This is a genomic window from Streptomyces sp. RerS4, assembly GCF_023515955.1.
In the GTDB taxonomy this organism is placed as follows: Bacteria; Actinomycetota; Actinomycetes; order Streptomycetales; family Streptomycetaceae; genus Streptomyces.
This window is the reverse complement of sequence record NZ_CP097322.1, coordinates 5028194-5044212: the sequence shown is the minus strand read 5'-3', so window position 1 is coordinate 5044212 and position 16019 is coordinate 5028194. Positions and strand designations below refer to the sequence as shown.

General features: G+C 72.4%; 12 protein-coding genes. 4 read left to right on the top strand and 8 right to left on the bottom strand.

Features of this window, described 5'->3' with window-relative positions; genetic code table 11:
• Nucleotides 1-63: 63 nt before the first annotated feature.
• Nucleotides 64-2295 carry an MMPL family transporter gene (locus M4D82_RS23495; RefSeq protein WP_249767931.1) on the bottom strand — a complete coding sequence of 744 codons (2232 nt, stop codon included), beginning with the start codon at nt 2293-2295 and terminating at the stop codon, nt 64-66.
• A 186-nt stretch (nt 2296-2481) separates the two neighbouring features.
• Nucleotides 2482-2859: a cupin domain-containing protein gene (locus M4D82_RS23490; protein WP_249767930.1), complete on the bottom strand. Its 378-nt coding sequence runs from the start codon at nt 2857-2859 to the stop codon at nt 2482-2484.
• Between the two features lie 61 nt (nt 2860-2920).
• Here M4D82_RS23490 and M4D82_RS23485 point away from each other — a divergent pair, with 61 nt between their 5' ends.
• The 4 genes from M4D82_RS23485 to M4D82_RS23470 all read left to right on the top strand — a co-directional run bounded on the left by M4D82_RS23485 (nt 2921) and on the right by M4D82_RS23470 (nt 7111).
• Nucleotides 2921-3733 carry a GNAT family N-acetyltransferase gene (locus tag M4D82_RS23485; RefSeq protein WP_249772095.1) on the top strand — a complete coding sequence of 271 codons (813 nt, stop codon included), beginning with the start codon at nt 2921-2923 and terminating at the stop codon, nt 3731-3733.
• A 52-nt stretch (nt 3734-3785) separates the two neighbouring features.
• Nucleotides 3786-4286: a DinB family protein gene (locus M4D82_RS23480; protein ID WP_249767929.1), complete on the top strand. Its 501-nt coding sequence runs from the start codon at nt 3786-3788 to the stop codon at nt 4284-4286.
• A 75-nt stretch (nt 4287-4361) separates the two neighbouring features.
• Nucleotides 4362-6524, top strand: a complete 2163-nt coding sequence (locus M4D82_RS23475; protein ID WP_502988988.1) for a penicillin acylase family protein — start codon at nt 4362-4364, stop codon at nt 6522-6524.
• A complete protein-coding gene (locus tag M4D82_RS23470; RefSeq protein ID WP_249767928.1) occupies nt 6521-7111 on the top strand; it encodes a GNAT family N-acetyltransferase in 591 nt (196 codons plus the stop codon). The genes M4D82_RS23475 and M4D82_RS23470 overlap by 4 nt, the downstream gene beginning before the upstream one ends.
• A gap of 84 nt (nt 7112-7195) precedes the next feature.
• On the opposite strand, the gene gatB is transcribed toward M4D82_RS23470, so the two are convergent.
• The 6 genes from gatB to ligA all read right to left on the bottom strand — a co-directional run bounded on the left by gatB (nt 7196) and on the right by ligA (nt 16018).
• A complete protein-coding gene (gatB, locus tag M4D82_RS23465; RefSeq protein ID WP_249772091.1) occupies nt 7196-8650 on the bottom strand; it encodes an Asp-tRNA(Asn)/Glu-tRNA(Gln) amidotransferase subunit GatB in 1455 nt (484 codons plus the stop codon).
• Nucleotides 8651-8726: 76 nt separating this feature from the next.
• Nucleotides 8727-8972 (bottom strand): hypothetical protein, encoded by a 246-nt coding sequence (locus tag M4D82_RS23460; RefSeq protein WP_249767927.1) that lies wholly within the window; start codon nt 8970-8972, stop codon nt 8727-8729.
• A complete protein-coding gene (gene gatA / locus M4D82_RS23455; RefSeq protein ID WP_249767926.1) occupies nt 8969-10462 on the bottom strand; it encodes an Asp-tRNA(Asn)/Glu-tRNA(Gln) amidotransferase subunit GatA in 1494 nt (497 codons plus the stop codon). Before gatA ends, M4D82_RS23460 begins: the two co-directional genes overlap by 4 nt.
• Before the next feature lie 5 nt (nt 10463-10467).
• Entirely contained in the window at nt 10468-10764 is a 297-nt protein-coding gene (gene gatC / locus M4D82_RS23450) for an Asp-tRNA(Asn)/Glu-tRNA(Gln) amidotransferase subunit GatC (protein WP_007266718.1), read from the bottom strand.
• A gap of 471 nt (nt 10765-11235) precedes the next feature.
• The gene (locus M4D82_RS23445; RefSeq protein ID WP_249767925.1) at nt 11236-13437 is read right to left on the bottom strand and encodes a putative bifunctional diguanylate cyclase/phosphodiesterase; all 2202 of its coding nucleotides are present in this window, start codon (nt 13435-13437) and stop codon (nt 11236-11238) included.
• Between the two features lie 379 nt (nt 13438-13816).
• A complete protein-coding gene (gene ligA / locus M4D82_RS23440) occupies nt 13817-16018 on the bottom strand; it encodes an NAD-dependent DNA ligase LigA (protein ID WP_249767924.1) in 2202 nt (733 codons plus the stop codon).
• Nucleotide 16019 lies beyond the last annotated feature (1 nt).

Here is a 16019-nt window from a genome sequence, read left to right as displayed (position 1 = left end):
CGCGCACGGCCGGGGGCCGCAGGGCTGCCGACCAGGCGGAAGCCGCCGCGGCGGCCCGGCCGGTCAGCGGGACGCCGGGGCTGCTTCCGCCTGGTCGGTGGCCGGCCGGGGCGCCGGGAGCGGCGGGGCGGGGCGGCGCTCCGGGGGTTCGATGCTGATGCGGGGCAGCCTGCGGTCCAGCCAGCGGGGGATCCACCAGTTCGCCCCGCCGAGCAGGTGCATGAGGGCGGGTACGAGCAGGGTCCGCAGGACGAAGGCGTCGAGGGCCACGGCCACGGCCAGCGCGATCCCGAACATCGCGATGATCCGGTCCCCGCTGAGGACGAAGGCCAGGAACACGGAGATCATGATGACGGCCGCCGAGTTGATCACGCGGCTGGTCTCGGCGAGGCCGACGCGGACGGCCCGCTTGTTGTCGCCGGTCTCCAACCACTCCTCGTACATCCGGCTGACCAGGAAGACCTGGTAGTCCATGGACAGCCCGAAGAGCACCGAGACCATGATGACCGGGAGGAAGGGTTCGATCGGGCCCGCGCTGCCCAGTCCCAGGGGTTCGCTCCCCCAGCCCCACTGGAAGACCGCGACGACCACGCCGAAGGACGAGGCGACGGCGGCGACGTTCATGGCGGCGGCCTTGAGCGGGATGCCGAGGGAACGGAACGCCAACAGCAGCAGGACACAGCCGAGGGCGATGACCACCCCGACGAACAGCGGCAGCTTGCCGATGATCACCTCGGCGAAGTCGTCGTAGCCGGCCGTCACGCCACCGACGTGGACCTGCTCGGGACCGCCCCGGGTGAGGGGCGGGATGACCTGTTCGCGCAACCGGTCGACCAGTTCGCTCGTGGCCCGGGACTGCGGCGCCGACTCCGGGACGACGGTCAGGACGGCGGTGTCCCCGCTGCGGTTGAAGACGGCGGGGCCGGCGGAGGCGACGCCGTCGGTGGTGCGCAGCGCTTCGGCGAGCCGGTCGACGGCGACGCGGTCGCCGGCGCCGTCGAGGCGGGCCACGACGGTGAGCGGGCCGTTCACGCCCGGTCCGAAGCCGTCGGCGAGCAGGTCGTAGGCCTTGCGGGTGGTGGAGCCGGCCGGGTTGTTGCCCTGGTCGGAGGTGCCGAGGTGGAGGAAGAAGGTGGGCAGCGCGAGCACCACCATGACGGCGGTGGCGAGGAGTCCGAGCAGCTTGGGCCGGCGTTCCACGAAGGCCGACCAGCGGGCGGCGAACCCGGTCGGGGTCTCGGGCCGGGGGCCTTCGGCGGCGAGCCGGCGGCGTTCCCGACGCGAGAGGGCGCGCGTGCCGATGTACGAGAGCAGGGCCGGCAGGAGGGTCACCGAGGCGGCCACGGTCAGGATGACGGTGAGGGAGGCGGCTGTCGCGACGCCGCCCAGGAAGTTCAACCGCAGGACCAGCATGCCGAGCAGGGCGATGCAGACGGTGGCTCCGGCGAAGACGACGGCCCGACCGGTGGTGGCGACGGCGCTCTCGGCGGCCTCCTCGACCGTCAGCCCCCGGGCCAGGCCCTTGCGGTGCCGGGTGACGATGAAGAGGGCGTAGTCGATGCCGACGCCGAGGCCGACGAGGGTGCCGAGCATCGGGGCGAAGTCGGCGACGGGCATGGCGTGCCCGAGGAGGGTGATGCCGAAGTAGGCGCTGCCGACGCTGACGAGCGCGGTCGCGATGGGCAGCAGGCTCGCGGCGAGCGAGCCGAAGGCCAGGAAGAGGACGAGGGCGGCGATGGCCACGCCGATGACCTCGGCGAGGTGGGCGCTGGGTGCCTCGGTCAGGCCGATCGCGCGGCCGCCGAGTTCGACCTGGAGGCCGTCGGCCCGGGTGGTGGGGTTGCGGGCCGCGTCGACGACGGCTTTGGCCTGTTCCTTGGGGACGGCGTCGGCCGGCCGGTCGAAGGTGACGACGGCGTAGGCGGTGCGCCCGTCGCGGCTGATCTGCGCGGCGCCGGCGGGGCCCGGGTCGTAGGGGCCGCTGACGCTGCCGACGCCGGGGAGGGCGGCGACCTCTTCCAGGGCCCGGGTCATGCGCCGTTCCACGTCGGGGGTGCGCGCCGTCTGGTGCTCCGGGGTCCGCCACACGATGGTGTCGGTGTCGCCGCCCTGGCCGTGGAAGCCGTCGCGCAGCAGGGCGTGGGCCTTGCTGGACTCGGTGCCGGGGACCTCGTAGTCGTTGGAGAACGCGCTGCCGGCGGCGGTGGCCGTCGCGGCTGTGGCGCCGAGGGCGAGCAACCAGATCAGGACGGTGACGAGTCGATGCCGCATGCACCACCGTGCGATTGCTGCCAACGGACGTGCTCCCTGGTGGTTCGGATCTTCACCGGGGATGGCCCGACGCAAAGAACGCTTGAACGCTTGAACTTGTGGACTCGGGTGGGGGTGCACCCGAGATGTCGTGGAGCGGCCTGGGCCGATCTACACCTCAATGCCACGATCTCAGCGTTTGGTGATCGTTGGCGGCTTTCGTGGGGATCGTCACAGGGGCTGATCAGCCCGGTACCCGGGGACGGAGGGCCAGCGGACGGTGAGGACGACCGTGTCCTCCTCGGCGTACCAGGAGTGGTCGACGCCGCGTCCCCAGACGACGTAGTCGCCCTGTTCGGCGAGGACGACGGTGCGGTCGGGGAACTCCAGCCGGAAGCGGCCGCTGATGAGCACCTGGAGCGCGGTGCGCTGCTCGCCGGTCACCCAGCGCTCGCGTTCCTCGCCTTTGGGGTGGACGCCCCACTTGATCTCCACGTCCTCGCTGTGGCGGGGATCGCCGGGGGCCTTGAAGTGGCCGAGGAGCCAGCCCCGGTCGGCGGCGGCGTCTGGGGTGGCCTTGCCGGTGTGGATGGGGGTGTCATCGTTCACAGGGCGAGATTAATGCAGTTGTGGGGGTGGTCGGGCGGCTGGTGAGCTGGGTCGCATGACGATGGATCATGACGAGCTCTTGAAGGTCCGTGACCACTACGACGCCCTGATGCGGCGGGACGCGGTTCCCGACGCCGCGAACGCGCGCGTGGAGCGGGTGGGCCGGGTGGTACGCCAGACCGTGACCGGGCTCGGCTGGAACGGCGTGCTCTGGTCCGACCTCGACGAGGAGACGGCGGACGCGGAGATCGCGGCGCAGGTGGCGTACTTCGGGGCGCGCCGAGGCGAGGAGGGCGGCGCGGAGTTCGAGTGGAAGCTGTACTCCCACGACCGCCCGGCCGACCTCGGGGACCGGCTGCGCGCGGCGGGCTTCGAGCCGGAGCCGCCCGAGACGCTGATGGTCGCGCGGACGTCCGACCTGGCCGCCCTGCCGGTGGAGCCGCCGGAGGGGATCACCCTGCGGGTGGTCCGGGACGAGGCCGGGGTGGACCTGATGATGGACGTCCACCACAGGGCCTTCGGCACGGAGCGGCCCCGGATCCGGCAGCAGATGCTCAGCCTGCTGCGCGACGAGCCGGAGACCATCGAGGCCGTGGTCGCGATGGCCGGGGAGGTCCCGGTGAGCGCGGCCCGCATGGAGATGCGGCCGGGCAGCCCCTTCGCCGGGCTGTGGGGCGGCGGCACGGCCCCGCAGTGGCGCGGTCGCGGCATCTACCGCCTGCTGGTGGCCCACCGGGCCCGCGTGGCGGCCGAGCGGGGGATCCCGTACCTCCAGGTGGACGCGTCGGACGACAGCCGGCCCATCCTGGAGCGGCTGGGCTTCGGCGTGCTGGGCGTCACGATCCCGTACGTCCGGCAGCTGCCGGGCGCCTGAGGCGGGGTCGGCAACCTTCCGTGGCCGGGCGCGAGGCGGCAGGATCGGGGCCATGGAACGCATCGGACCGCCCCTGACCGGGGCCGAGCGCGAAACCCTCCGCGCCTACCTCGACTTCCACCGTGCCACCCTCGCCTGGAAGTGCGAGGGACTCGGCGACGAGGAGCTGCGCCGCCCGGCCTCTCCGCCGTCCACCCTGTCCCTGCTGGGCCTGGTCCGGCACATGGCGGAGGTGGAGCGGCACTGGTTCCGCCGCACCGTCGGCGGGGCGGACGTGCCCCACCTGTGGTCGGACCGCCACGACTTCCAGGCCGCCTACGACGCCACCGGCGCCACGCGCGCCGAGGCCTTCGCGGCGTGGGAGGCGGAGGTGGAGCACTCCCGCTCCGTCGAGGCCGCCGCCGCGTCGCTGGAGGTGACGGCGTACGTCCCCAAGTGGGAGAAGGAGGCCTCGTTGCGGCTCGTGATGCTCCACATGATCCACGAGTACGCCCGCCACAACGGCCACGCCGACTTCCTGCGCGAGGCCATCGACGGCTCCACGGGGGCCTGACCCCCGCCCACCGCGCATTCCCCCCGAGCACCCTTATAGTTAGGCCAGCCTAACCTAATCTTCTCGGGGAAGAGTGTGAGCAGTGTGACTACCGAGGCCTACGAGGTCTATCGCGACAGCTGGGGCATCCCGCACCTCCGTGCCTCCGACCCGCTCCACCTCGCCTACGCCCAAGGCCGCGTCACCGCCCTGGACCGCGCCTGGCAGTTGGAGGTCGAACGGCACCGCGCCCAGGGCTCCAGCGCCGCGTTCCTCGGGATCGAGTCCCTCGCCTGGGACCGCTTCGCCCGCCGGGCCCGCCTCGACGACACCGCCCGCCTCTGCCACGAGACCCTGCTCGCCGACGACCCGGACACCGCCGCCTGGGTCGGCGCCTACGTCGACGGCGTCAACTCCGGCCTGGCCGACGGCGCCGCCCGTGACGAGCGCTTCGCGCGCAGCGGCCACACCCCCACCCCCTGGGAACCCTGGGTCCCGCTGTCCATCTGGATCGGCACCCACATCCTGTTCACCGGACTCCCCACCAAGCTCTGGCGCGAGCGCGTCGCCCGCGCCCTGGGCGACGAGGCCGCGACCCTCTTCGCCACCGACGGCCCCGGCACCGCCGGCAGCAACGGCTGGCTGGTCCCCGGGGACCGGACCGCGAGCGGCGCGGCGATCATCGCCGGCGACCCGCACCGCTTCATCGAAGACCCGGGCGTCTACCAGCAGATACGTCTCTCCTGCCCGGACTACGACGTCCTCGGCCTGGCCGTCCCCGGCGTCCCCGGCCTCGGCCACTTCGGCCACACCGGCACCGCCGCCTGGGCCATCACCAACGCGATGGCCGACTACCAGGACCTCTACGTGGAGCGGCTGCGGCCCACCGCCGACGGCGCCGGCATCGAAGCCCTGGGCCCCGACGGCGTCTGGGAACCCGTCACCCGCCACACCGAGACCATCACCGTGGCCGGCGCCCCGGACGAGGAGGTCGAGGTCCTGGAGACGGCCCGCGGCCCGATCGTCGTAGGCGGCGAGCCCACCGACGGCGACGCGCCCGGGAACGACTCCACGGACGGGGCCTGCTCCACGGACCGGGCGGACGAGGAGACCCTCTCCCTGCGCTACCCGCCCCGCGTCCGCCGCGACCTCGGCTTCGCCGCCCTGCCCGCCCTGCTGCGTGCCCGTACGGTCGCCGACATCGACCGCGCCCTCGACTGCTGGGCCGAGCCGGTCAACGTCGTCCACGCCGCCGACACGTCCGGCGGCCTCCTGCACCGCGTCGCCGGCGCCGTCCCGCTGCGCGACCCCGCGAACCGGCTCCGCCCGGTCCCCGCCTGGGAGTCGCGCCACGCCTGGCGGGGCTGGGCGCCGACCCCCGCCGAGCCCGTCCAGGGCTTCGCCGTCATGGCGAACGCGCGCGGCATCGCCTCCCCGCTCGGCGTGGAGTTCGCGCCGCCGCACCGCGCCGACCGGATCCGCGCCCTGCTCAGCGGCTCCGCGGACTGGTCCCCGAAGGCGATGGCCGACGTACACCGCGACACGTACCTGGCCTCCGCCGAACCGCTGCTCGCCCTGCTGCCCGCCCTCGACGGCCTCTCCCCCGCCGCCGACGCGCTGCGCGCCCGACTCCTGGCCTGGGACCGGCACATGGAGGCCGACAGCACGGACGCCACCGTCTTCGCGGCGTTCCGAACGGCGACGGTACGCCGCTTCGCCGCCGATCCCGTCTTCGCGGGCCTGGCGGACGCCCCCGGCGGCCCGGAGGTCTTCCACCCCTGGCTGTACCTCGTCCCGCGCGTCGGGTACGCCCTCGAAGGGCTGCTGACCACCCCCCTCCTCCCCGGCCTCGACCGCGCGGCCCACGTCCGCGCCGCCCTGGAGGAGACGGCGGCGGCCGGCGCCCCCGACGCCGCCTGGTCCTCCGTACACCGCCTCGCGCCCTGGCAGGCCCTGCCCGCCCCGGACGCCGGGAACGCCGAGAACGCCGAGGACGACTGGCCGGGTCTGGGCGGCGACCACGACTGCGTCAACGCCACCTCCTCCGTGCCCGGTTTCACCGACCGCTTCGCCCGCGCCTCGGCGGCCCGCTACGTGTGGGACCTCGCCGACCGCGACGCCGGCCTCTGGGTGGTCCCGCTGGGCGCGGACGGCGTCACCGGCTCGCCCCACCACCGCGACCAGCTCCCGCTCTGGGCCCGCTGCGAACTCGTACCGGTCGTCACCGACTGGTCCCGTCTCACCAAGGAAACCGCATGATCTCCACCCGTCAGCCCGTGTACAGACACGTGGTCGAGGGCTTCGGCACGGTCACCATCACCCCCGTCGACCCCGCCGCCGACTCGGCCCTGATCCACAGCTGGGTCACCGAGGAGCGGGCCCGCTTCTGGGGGATGGGCGGGGCGAGCCGCGAGCTGGTCCAGGAGATCTACGAGGACGTGGACCGCCGCACCACCCACCACGCGTTCATGATCGACCGCGACGGCGAGCCCGTCGCGCTCTTCCAGACGTACGACTGCGCCGAGGACCGCGTCAGCGAGTGCTACGAGGTCCGGCCCGGGGACGTCGGCGTGCACCTGCTGATCGCCCCGACCAAGGGCGCCGCCGAACGCGGTTTCACCGCCGGCCTGTTGACCGCCTTCATCGCGTTCGTCTTCTCGGACCCGGCCACCCGCCGGATCGTCGGCGAACCGGACGCGCGCAACGCGAAGGCGATCGCCCTGCTGGAGCGCACCGGCTTCGAGCTCGGCCCGGAGATCGAACTCCCCGAGATCGACCTGCCGGAGGTCTACCTCCCGGCCAAGCGCGCCCGCCTGGCCTTCCTCCACCCCCCGGCCGCGCGCTGAGGCCCGCGTCCCCACACGAAAGCGGCCCGCACCGACGTCCCGGTGCGGGCCACTCTCGTTGTTCGTTCGTCGGCGACGCCGGGATCAGCCCTCGGAGACGCCCAGGCGCTCCAGGATCAGTTCCTTGACGCGGGCCGCGTCGGCCTGGCCGCGGGTGGTCTTCATGACCGCGCCGACCAGGGCGCCGACGGCGGCGATCTTGCCGCCGCGGATCTTGTCGGCGATGGCCGCGTTGCCCGCGATGGCCTCGTCCACGGCCGCGCCGAGCGCGCCCTCGTCCGAGACGACCTTCAGGCCGCGCTTCTCGACGACCTCGTCCGGGGTGCCCTCGCCGGCGAGGACGCCCTCGATGACCTGGCGGGCCAGCTTGTCGTTGAGCGAACCGTCCGCGACCAGGGCCGCGACGCGCGCGACCTGGGCCGGGGTGATCGGCAGCTCGTCGACCGAGACGCCCTGCTCGTTGGCGTTGCGCGCCAGCTCGCCCATCCACCACTTGCGGGCGGCGGCCGAGTCGGCGCCTTCCTCGATGGTGGCGACGATGGAGTCCACGGCGCCCGCGTTGAGGATCGACTGCATGTCGTGCTCGTTGACGCCCCACTCCTCACGGAGTCGGTTGCGGCGTACGCGCGGCATCTCGGGCAGCGCGGCGCGCAGCTCCTCGACCCACTCGCGGGCCGGGGCGACGGGCACGAGGTCGGGCTCCGGGAAGTACCGGTAGTCCTCGGCGTTGTCCTTGATGCGGCCGGCCGTGGTGGAGCCGTCCTCCTCGTGGAAGTGCCGGGTCTCCTGCACGATCGAACCGCCGGACGAGAGCACCGCCGCGTGGCGCTGGATCTCGAAGCGGGCCGCGCGCTCGACGGAGCGCAGGGAGTTGACGTTCTTGGTCTCCGAGCGGGTGCCGAACGGCGCCTCGGGGCTCGGGCGCAGCGACAGGTTGACGTCGCAGCGCATCTGGCCCTTGTCCATGCGGGCCTCGGAGACGCCGAGCGCCTTGATGACCTCGCGCAGCTCGGCGACGTACGCCTTGGCGACCTCGGGGGCCCGCTCGCCCGCGCCCTCGATGGGCTTGGTGACGATCTCGATGAGCGGGATGCCGGCGCGGTTGTAGTCCAGCAGGGAGTGGGACGCGCCGTGGATACGGCCGGTGGCGCCGCCGACGTGCAGCGACTTGCCGGTGTCCTCCTCCATGTGGGCGCGCTCGATCTCCACGCGGAAGATCTCGCCGTCCTCCAGCTGGACGTCGAGGTAGCCGTTGAAGGCGATCGGCTCGTCGTACTGGGAGGTCTGGAAGTTCTTCGGCATGTCCGGATAGAAGTAGTTCTTCCGGGCGAAGCGGCACCATTCGGCGATCTCGCAGTTCAGCGCGAGACCGATCTTGACGGCCGACTCGACGCCGATCGCGTTGACGACCGGGAGGGAGCCGGGCAGACCGAGGCAGGTCGGGCAGGTCTGCGAGTTGGGCTCGGCGCCCAGCTCGGTGGAACAGCCGCAGAACATCTTGGTCTTGGTGCCGAGCTCGACATGGACCTCAAGGCCCATGACGGGGTCGTACGACGCGAGGGCGTCCTCGTACGACAGCAGTTCGGTGAAGGTGGTCACGGTGAAACTTTCCCTCTCAGCCCAGCAGGACGTCGTCGTTGCCCAGGCGCTTCAGCTCGCGGTACAGGATCGCGAGGCCGGTGACGATGGCGGCGGCGGACACGACGGCGTCGACCAGCTGCAGCGTGTCGTGCTCGGTGCGGGCCTTGCGGGCCTGCTTGATCACGCTGATGGCACCGAAGGCGGTGGTGCCGATCGACAGGTAGGTGCCGGACTTGGACTTCTTGAAGCCCTTGGCCTTGGACAGTGCGCTTCCACTCACAGCGACGGTGCCTCCTCAAGCAGCGGGTGACCCCAGCGCTCGACGAAGGCGGCCTCTACGGCGGCACCGACCTTGTACAGGCGGTCGTCCTTCATCGCAGGGGCGATGATCTGCAGTCCGACGGGAAGACCGTCCTCCGGTGCCAGGCCGCAGGGGAGCGACATGGCGGAGTTGCCGGCCAGGTTGGTCGGGATGGTGCACAGGTCCGCGAGGTACATCGCCAGCGGGTCGTCGGTGCGCTCACCGATGGCGAAGGCGGTGGTCGGGGTCGTCGGGGAGACGATCACGTCGACCTGCTCGAAGGACTTCTCGAAGTCCTTCGTGATGAGCGTGCGGACCTTCTGGGCGGAGCCGTAGTACGCGTCGTAGTAGCCGGAGCTGAGCGCGTACGTACCGAGGATGATGCGACGCTTGACCTCGTCGCCGAAGCCGGCTTCGCGGGTCAGGGCGGTGACGTCCTCGGCGGACTTGGTGCCGTCGTCGCCGACGCGCAGGCCGTAGCGCATGGCGTCGAAGCGGGCGAGGTTGGAGGAGCACTCGGACGGCGCGATCAGGTAGTACGCGGCCATCGCGAGGTCGAAGGACGGACAGTCCAGCTCGACGATCTCGGCGCCGAGCTCCTTGAGGAGCTCGACGGACTCGTTGAAGCGCTGGACGACGCCGGCCTGGTAGCCCTCGCCGGCGAACTGCTTGACGACACCGACGCGCATGCCGGCGACGGAGCCGTTGCGGGCCGCCTCGACGACCGGCGGGACCGGGGCGTCGATGGAGGTGGAGTCCAGCGGGTCGTGGCCGGCGATGACCTCGTGCAGGAGCGCCGCGTCCAGGACCGTACGGGCGCACGGGCCGCCCTGGTCGAGGGAGGACGAGAACGCCACCATGCCGTAGCGGGAGACGCCGCCGTACGTGGGCTTCACGCCGACGGTGCCGGTGACGGCGGCGGGCTGACGGATGGAACCGCCGGTGTCCGTGCCGATGGCCAGGGGGGCCTGGAACGCGGCGAGGGCCGCCGCGCTGCCGCCGCCCGAGCCGCCGGGGATGCGGGTGAGGTCCCAGGGGTTGCCGGTGGGGCCGTAGGCGCTGTTCTCGGTGGAGGACCCCATGGCGAACTCGTCCATGTTGGTCTTGCCGAGGATGACGACGTCGGCTTCCTTCAGCTTGCGCGTCAGGGTGGCGTCGTACGGCGGGATCCAGCCTTCGAGGATCTTCGAACCGACGGTGGTCGGGACCCCGACGGTGGTGAAGATGTCCTTGAGGGCGAGCGGGACGCCGGCCAGCGGGCCGAGCTTCTCGCCGGCCTCGCGCTTGGCGTCTACGGCGCGGGCCTGGGCGAGGGCGCCTTCGCGGTCGACGTGCAGGAAGGCGTGGACCTTCTCGTCGGTGGCGTCGATGCGGGCCAGGTGGGCCTCGGTGACCTCGACGGCCGTCAGTTCGCCGGAGGCGATCTTCTCGGCGGTCTGGGCGGCCGTGAGCCTGATGATGTCGATCATGATGATTAGTCCTCCCCCAGGATCTGCGGCACCTTGAAACGCTGCTGCTCCTGGGCGGGAGCGCCGGAAAGCGCCTGCTCGGGGGTGAGCGACGGACGGACCTCGTCCGCGCGCATGACGTTCGTCAGCGGCAGCGGGTGGGAGGTCGGCGGGACGTCTTGGTCGGCGACCTCGGAAACGCGGGCGACCGCGCCGATGATGTCGTCGAGCTGTCCTGCGAAGTGGTCGAGCTCTTCGCTCTTCAGCTCCAGACGTGCCAGCCGAGCGAGGTGGGCGACCTCCTCGCGCGTGATGCCAGGCATGCGGCGATCCTCTGGGGGTGGTGAGTGTGTAGGTTTCGGTGCCAATCCTATGGGGCCGGGCCCCCGACCCACTAAACGGTTTGCCACCGCCCCCACGCGAAGCCCCTCCCCTCCCGTGGGCTCCGCCCCCGACCCCCCGCGCCCCAAACGCCGGCGAGGCCGATTTTCCGCCCGTCAGGCATGCCCCAGCCCAGCCGGCATGACCCAGCCCCGCCGGCACCCCTCCAGCCCGGCCGGCACCCTCCAGCCCCGCCGGCGTTTGAGGCGCGGGGTCTGGGGCGGAGCCCCAGGGAACGGAGGAAGGGCGGGTAGGGGACGGCCCCGCGCAGCGGCAACCAACGACGCGCCCCAGCCACTCCCCCGGACCCCGCCCGCCCGGTCGACGGACGGAGTCCGGCGCAGCGGCGCGAAGCCGGGGAGGCCCGCCAGGGCCGAGCCGCGCGAGCGGCGCGTCAAGAAACGAGCGGCGCGTCAAGACAGGGGCGTCGAGGTTTCCGAGGGGGCCGCGGCGGCCAGTTCGGCGGTGATGTCGGCCGGGCGGCGCCAGCCGCGTTCGCCTCGGGCGAGGAGCCAGGCGGTGGCCTCCTGCGGCGGCATCGCGGCGGCGACCAGCCACCCCTGCACCGCGTCGCACCCCAGGTCCCGCAGCCGCTCCCACGTCTCGTCGTCCTCGACACCCTCGGCCACGACCAGCAGGCCCAGGGAGTGCGCCAGGTCCACCGTGCAGCGGACGATCTCCGCGTCCTGCGCGTCGACGGCCAGTCGCGCCACGAACGACCGGTCGATCTTCAGCTCGCTGACCGGCAGCCGCCGCAGGTGGACCAGGGAGGAGTAGCCGGTGCCGAAGTCGTCCAGGGACATCTTCACGCCGTGGCCGGTCAGGCCCGCCATCGTGTCGGCCGCCCGCTGCGGGTCCTCCAGCAGCACGTGCTCCGTTATTTCCAGCTGGAGCCCGCTCGCCGGAACCCCGTGCCGGGCCAGCCGCGCCGCGACGGCGCCGGCGAAGCCGGGGGTGTGGACGTCGCGCGGGGAGACGTTGACGGCGACCGGGACCTTCAGGCCCTGCGCCCGCCACCGGGCGACCTGCGCGAGGGCGGTCTCCAGGACGTACTCCGTCAGGTGCGGCATGAGGCCCGAGGTCTCCGCGATCGCGATGAACTCGTCCGGCGAGACCCGCCCCCGCTCCGGGTGCACCCACCGCACCAGCGCCTCCAGCCCGGCCACCTGCCCGTCGAAGCGGACCTTCGGCTGGTAGTGGAGTTCCACCTCGCCCGCGTCCAGCGCCCGCCGCAGGTCGCCGAGGAGGCCGAGCCGGTCGGGGGTGTTGCTGTCGCGCTTGGACTCGTAGACCTCGACGCCCGTGCGGTCCCGCTTCGCCTGGTACATGGCGACGTCGGCCCGCCGCAGCAGCCCCTCGGCGTCCAGCGCGTGGTCGGGGAAGACGGCGAGGCCGGCGCTGGCCTCCAGGACGAGGGTCAGCCCGTCGAGGTCGAGCGGCGAGCTGAGCTCGGCGACCAAACCGCGGGCGACCCGCTGCGCGCTGGTGGTGGAGTCCGCGAGGGGCAGCAGGACGGCGAACTCGTCGCCGCCGAGCCGGGCCGCCTCGGCGTCCGCCGGCAGGGCCTGGCGGAGCCGTTCGGCGATCTGGAGGAGCAGCCGGTCCCCGGCCAGGTGACCGAGGGTGTCGTTGACGGAGCGGAAGCGGTCCAGGTCGATCAACACAAGAGCTGACCGGGTGCCCAAACGTTCAGCCTCGTCCAGCGCGGACCAGGCGCGCTCCAGCAGCCACTGTCGGTTCGGCAGCCCGGTCAGCGGGTCGCGCAGTTGCTCCTCCGCCCGCGCACGGGCGATCCACAAGGTGGAGTCGAGCGCGATGAGCGGTACGGCGAACAGCGGCAGCAGGACGGGCCGGCTGACGGCGACCACGCAGATCAACGGGGCGATGCCGAGCAGGGCGGCGGCCACCAGCGCCTGCCGCAGCAGGGCGGTACGGGCCACCGTGGGCAGTCCGCCACCGCGCGGGGTCAGCGAGAACCACAGCAGGAGCCGCGTCACCGCGAGGTAGGCGAAGGCCACGAGCACGATCTCGGGGACGGCCGCGAGGTCCCACGCGGCCGGCAGCCACGGCGCCTCCACGGTCGGGACGTCACCGAACGCGGCCAGGACGAGGGCCCCGGCGGCGATGCCGAGGATGTCGACGGAGCCGTGCAGCAGCCCCTGGCGCCAGCGGTGCCGGCGGGCGGCGCCGACCAGGGAGACGACCGCCAGCGAGACGAGCCCGGCGGGGATCCACCCGTACAGGAGGAGCACGCCGAGGGTGAGGGCGGCGCCCGATCCGGTGCCGCCCCACCAGCGGTCGCGTCCGAGGGCGACGAGGTGGCCGACGATGACGCCGGTGAGCAGGGCCAGCGCCCAGCCGACCGTGCCTCCGGGGAACAGGGACTGACGGTCGGTCAGCGCCGCGACGACGCCGGCGACCAGGACCACGAAGGACACACCCACGACGATCAGGGGCAGCACGGTGCGCCGCCCCTGTCCGGTCCCGCCCGCTCTCGTGTCGAGGGGGTGGGTCTCGGGTGTCCTGGCACCCAGGACACCGATCCGGCCCGTCCGCAAGGGCGGGATGTCCCCGCCGAATTCAGGTGACGGGTCGGCGCTTTCGGTGGGTTTCATGCCCGTCCCTCTCACAGCCGGCGATGCCGATGTCACGCGATGGCCCCGATGTCATGCCATCACGGCTGAAGCGCATCAGGCAGCCGTGCACGACAGGCGCACCCCACAACAGTAGGACGCGAGAGGCTCCCAGGGGCAGCGGTCGGCGGTGGTTGCCCGAATGCGACCCAGCCATCCTCATCAGTACGGTATCCGCCGAACGGGTGAGTTTGGACCAGGACCCCCCCGTCACCCATCCGATGATCCGACAGGTCACCGGGCCTCGAACAGCCTTGTACCGGCCGTTTACCACCGGACACCGCGCCCGGCGTGCGCCCGCCCGTACGGCCGCACGCCACGCATCCGTTCGCCCAGGGCGCGTCACTCCCCTCCCGGCTTACTACTCCCCTTCGCCCTCGCCGTCCAGCGGGAGGGCGGCGGCGCGGGCGGCGTCCGGGCCCTGCTCCAGGAGCACCGCGAAACCGGCGTCGTCGAGGACGGGCAGCTTCAGCTGCACGGCCTTGTCGTACTTGGAGCCCGGGTTGTCGCCGACGACCACGAACGACGTCTTCTTCGACACGGAGCCGGTCACCTTGGCACCGCGGCTCTGGAGCGCCTCCTTGGCCCCGTCGCGCGTGTGGCTCCGCAACGTGCCCGTGACGACGACGGTCAGGCCTTCCAGGGGACGCGGGCCCTGCTCCTCGCCGGAACCTTCCTCCTCCATCCGGACCCCGGCCTCCCGCCACTTGCGCAGGATCTCCTGGTGCCAGTCGACGGCGAACCACTCCTTCAGGGAGGCGGCGATGATCGCCCCGACCCCGTCGGTGGCCGTCAGTTCCTCCTCGGTGGCCTGCTCGATCCGCTCGATGGAACGGAACTCGCGGGCCAGGGCCTCGGCCGCGACCGGCCCGACGTGACGGATCGACAGGCCGTTGATGACGCGGGCGAGCGGGCGGTGCTTGGCGGCGGCGATGTTCTCCAGCATCGCCAGCGCGTTCTTCTTCGGCTCGCCCTTCTGGTTGGCGAAGACCGTGACGATCTTCTCCTCGCCCGTCTTCGGGTCCCGCTTGGGCAGTCCGCTGTCCGGGTCCCGGACGTACGCCTTGATGGGCAGCAGCTGCTCGATGGTCAGGCCGAACAGGTCACCCTCGTCGAGCAGCGGCGGCTCGGCCGGCTCCAGCGGGGCGGTCAGCGCGGCGGCCGCGACCATGCCGAAGTTCTCGATGTCGAGGCTCTGTCGGCCGCCGAGGTAGAAGAGCCGCTCGCGCAGCTGGGCGGGGCAGGTCTGCCCGTTGGGACACCGGACGTCGATGTCCGCCTCCTTCATCGGCCGCAGCTCGGTGCCGCACTCGGGGCACACCGACGGCATCACGAACTCCCGCTCGGTGCCGTCCCGCAGGTCCACCACCGGTCCCAGGATCTCGGGGATGACGTCGCCCGCCTTGCGCAGGACGACGGTGTCCCCGATGAGCACGCCCTTGGCCTTGACGACCTCCTGGTTGTGCAGGGTGGCGAACTCGACCTCCGAGCCGGCCACCGTCACCGGCTCCACCTGCGCGTACGGGGTCACGCGCCCGGTACGGCCGACGCCGACCTTGATGTCGATCAGCTTGGTGTTGACCTCTTCCGGGGCGTACTTCCAGGCGATGGCCCAGCGCGGGGCGCGGGCCGTGGAGCCCAGCCGGCCCTGGAGGGCGATCTCGTCGAGCTTGACGACGACGCCGTCGATCTCGTGCTCCACCGAATGACGGTTCTCGCCGAAGCGGGCGATGAACTCCCGCACCTCGGCGAGCGTGGAGACCACGACGTTGTGCCGCGCGGTCGGCAGGCCCCACTCGCGCAGCAGCTCGTACGCCTGCGACTGGCGCTCGATCTCGAAGCCCTCGCGGGCTCCGAGGCCGTGCACGACCATGTGCAGCGGGCGACTCGCGGTGACCTTCGGGTCCTTCTGGCGCAGGGAACCGGCCGCCGCGTTGCGCGGGTTGGCGAACGGCTTGCCCTCGGCCGCAACCAGGCGGGCGTTGAGCTCCTCGAACTTCTCCATCGGGAAGTACACCTCGCCGCGGATCTCGACGAGGGCCGGGATCCGGTCGCCCTTGAGGCGGTCCGGGATCTCGGCGATGGTGCGGACGTTGGGCGTGATGTCCTCGCCGGTGCGGCCGTCGCCGCGGGTGGCGGCCCGGGTCAACCGACCGTTCTCGTAGGTGAGGTTGACCGCGAGGCCGTCCACCTTGAGCTCGCACAGGTAGTGGAAGTCCGGGGTGTTCACGTCCCGGGCCACGCGGTCGGCCCAGGCGGACAGTTCCTCGTCGTCGAAGGCGTTGTCGAGGGAGAGCATCCGCTCGCGGTGCTCGACGGCGGCGAAGTCCGTCTCGTACGCCCCGGCCACCTTCTGGGTGGGCGAGTCGGGCGTACGCAGCTCCGGGAACTGCTCCTCCAGGGCCTCCAGCGAGCGCAGCAGCTGGTCGAACTCGGCGTCGCTGACGACCGGCTGGTCGTTCACGTAGTACCGGAAGCGGTGCTCCTCGACCTGCTCGGCGAGCAGGGCGTGCTGCTCGCGCGCCGCCGTCGGTACTGCCGTGTCCTGCTGTTCGGCTGCCATG

Excerpts from the sequence above, each read along its gene's own strand:
- M4D82_RS23485 (WP_249772095.1), top strand. The coding sequence starts at position 2,921 with ATGGATCATGACGAGCTCTTGAAGGTCCGTGACCACTACGACGCCCTG.
- M4D82_RS23480 (WP_249767929.1), top strand. The coding sequence starts at position 3,786 with ATGGAACGCATCGGACCGCCCCTGACCGGGGCCGAGCGCGAAACCCTC.
- M4D82_RS23470 (WP_249767928.1), top strand. The coding sequence starts at position 6,521 with ATGATCTCCACCCGTCAGCCCGTGTACAGACACGTGGTCGAGGGCTTC.
- gatB (WP_249772091.1), bottom strand. The coding sequence starts at position 8,650 with ATGGGCCTTGAGGTCCATGTCGAGCTCGGCACCAAGACCAAGATGTTC.
- gatA (WP_249767926.1), bottom strand. The coding sequence starts at position 10,462 with ATGATCGACATCATCAGGCTCACGGCCGCCCAGACCGCCGAGAAGATC.
- gatC (WP_007266718.1), bottom strand. The coding sequence starts at position 10,764 with ATGCCTGGCATCACGCGCGAGGAGGTCGCCCACCTCGCTCGGCTGGCA.
- M4D82_RS23445 (WP_249767925.1), bottom strand. The coding sequence starts at position 13,437 with ATGAAACCCACCGAAAGCGCCGACCCGTCACCTGAATTCGGCGGGGAC.
- ligA (WP_249767924.1), bottom strand. The coding sequence starts at position 16,018 with ATGGCAGCCGAACAGCAGGACACGGCAGTACCGACGGCGGCGCGCGAG.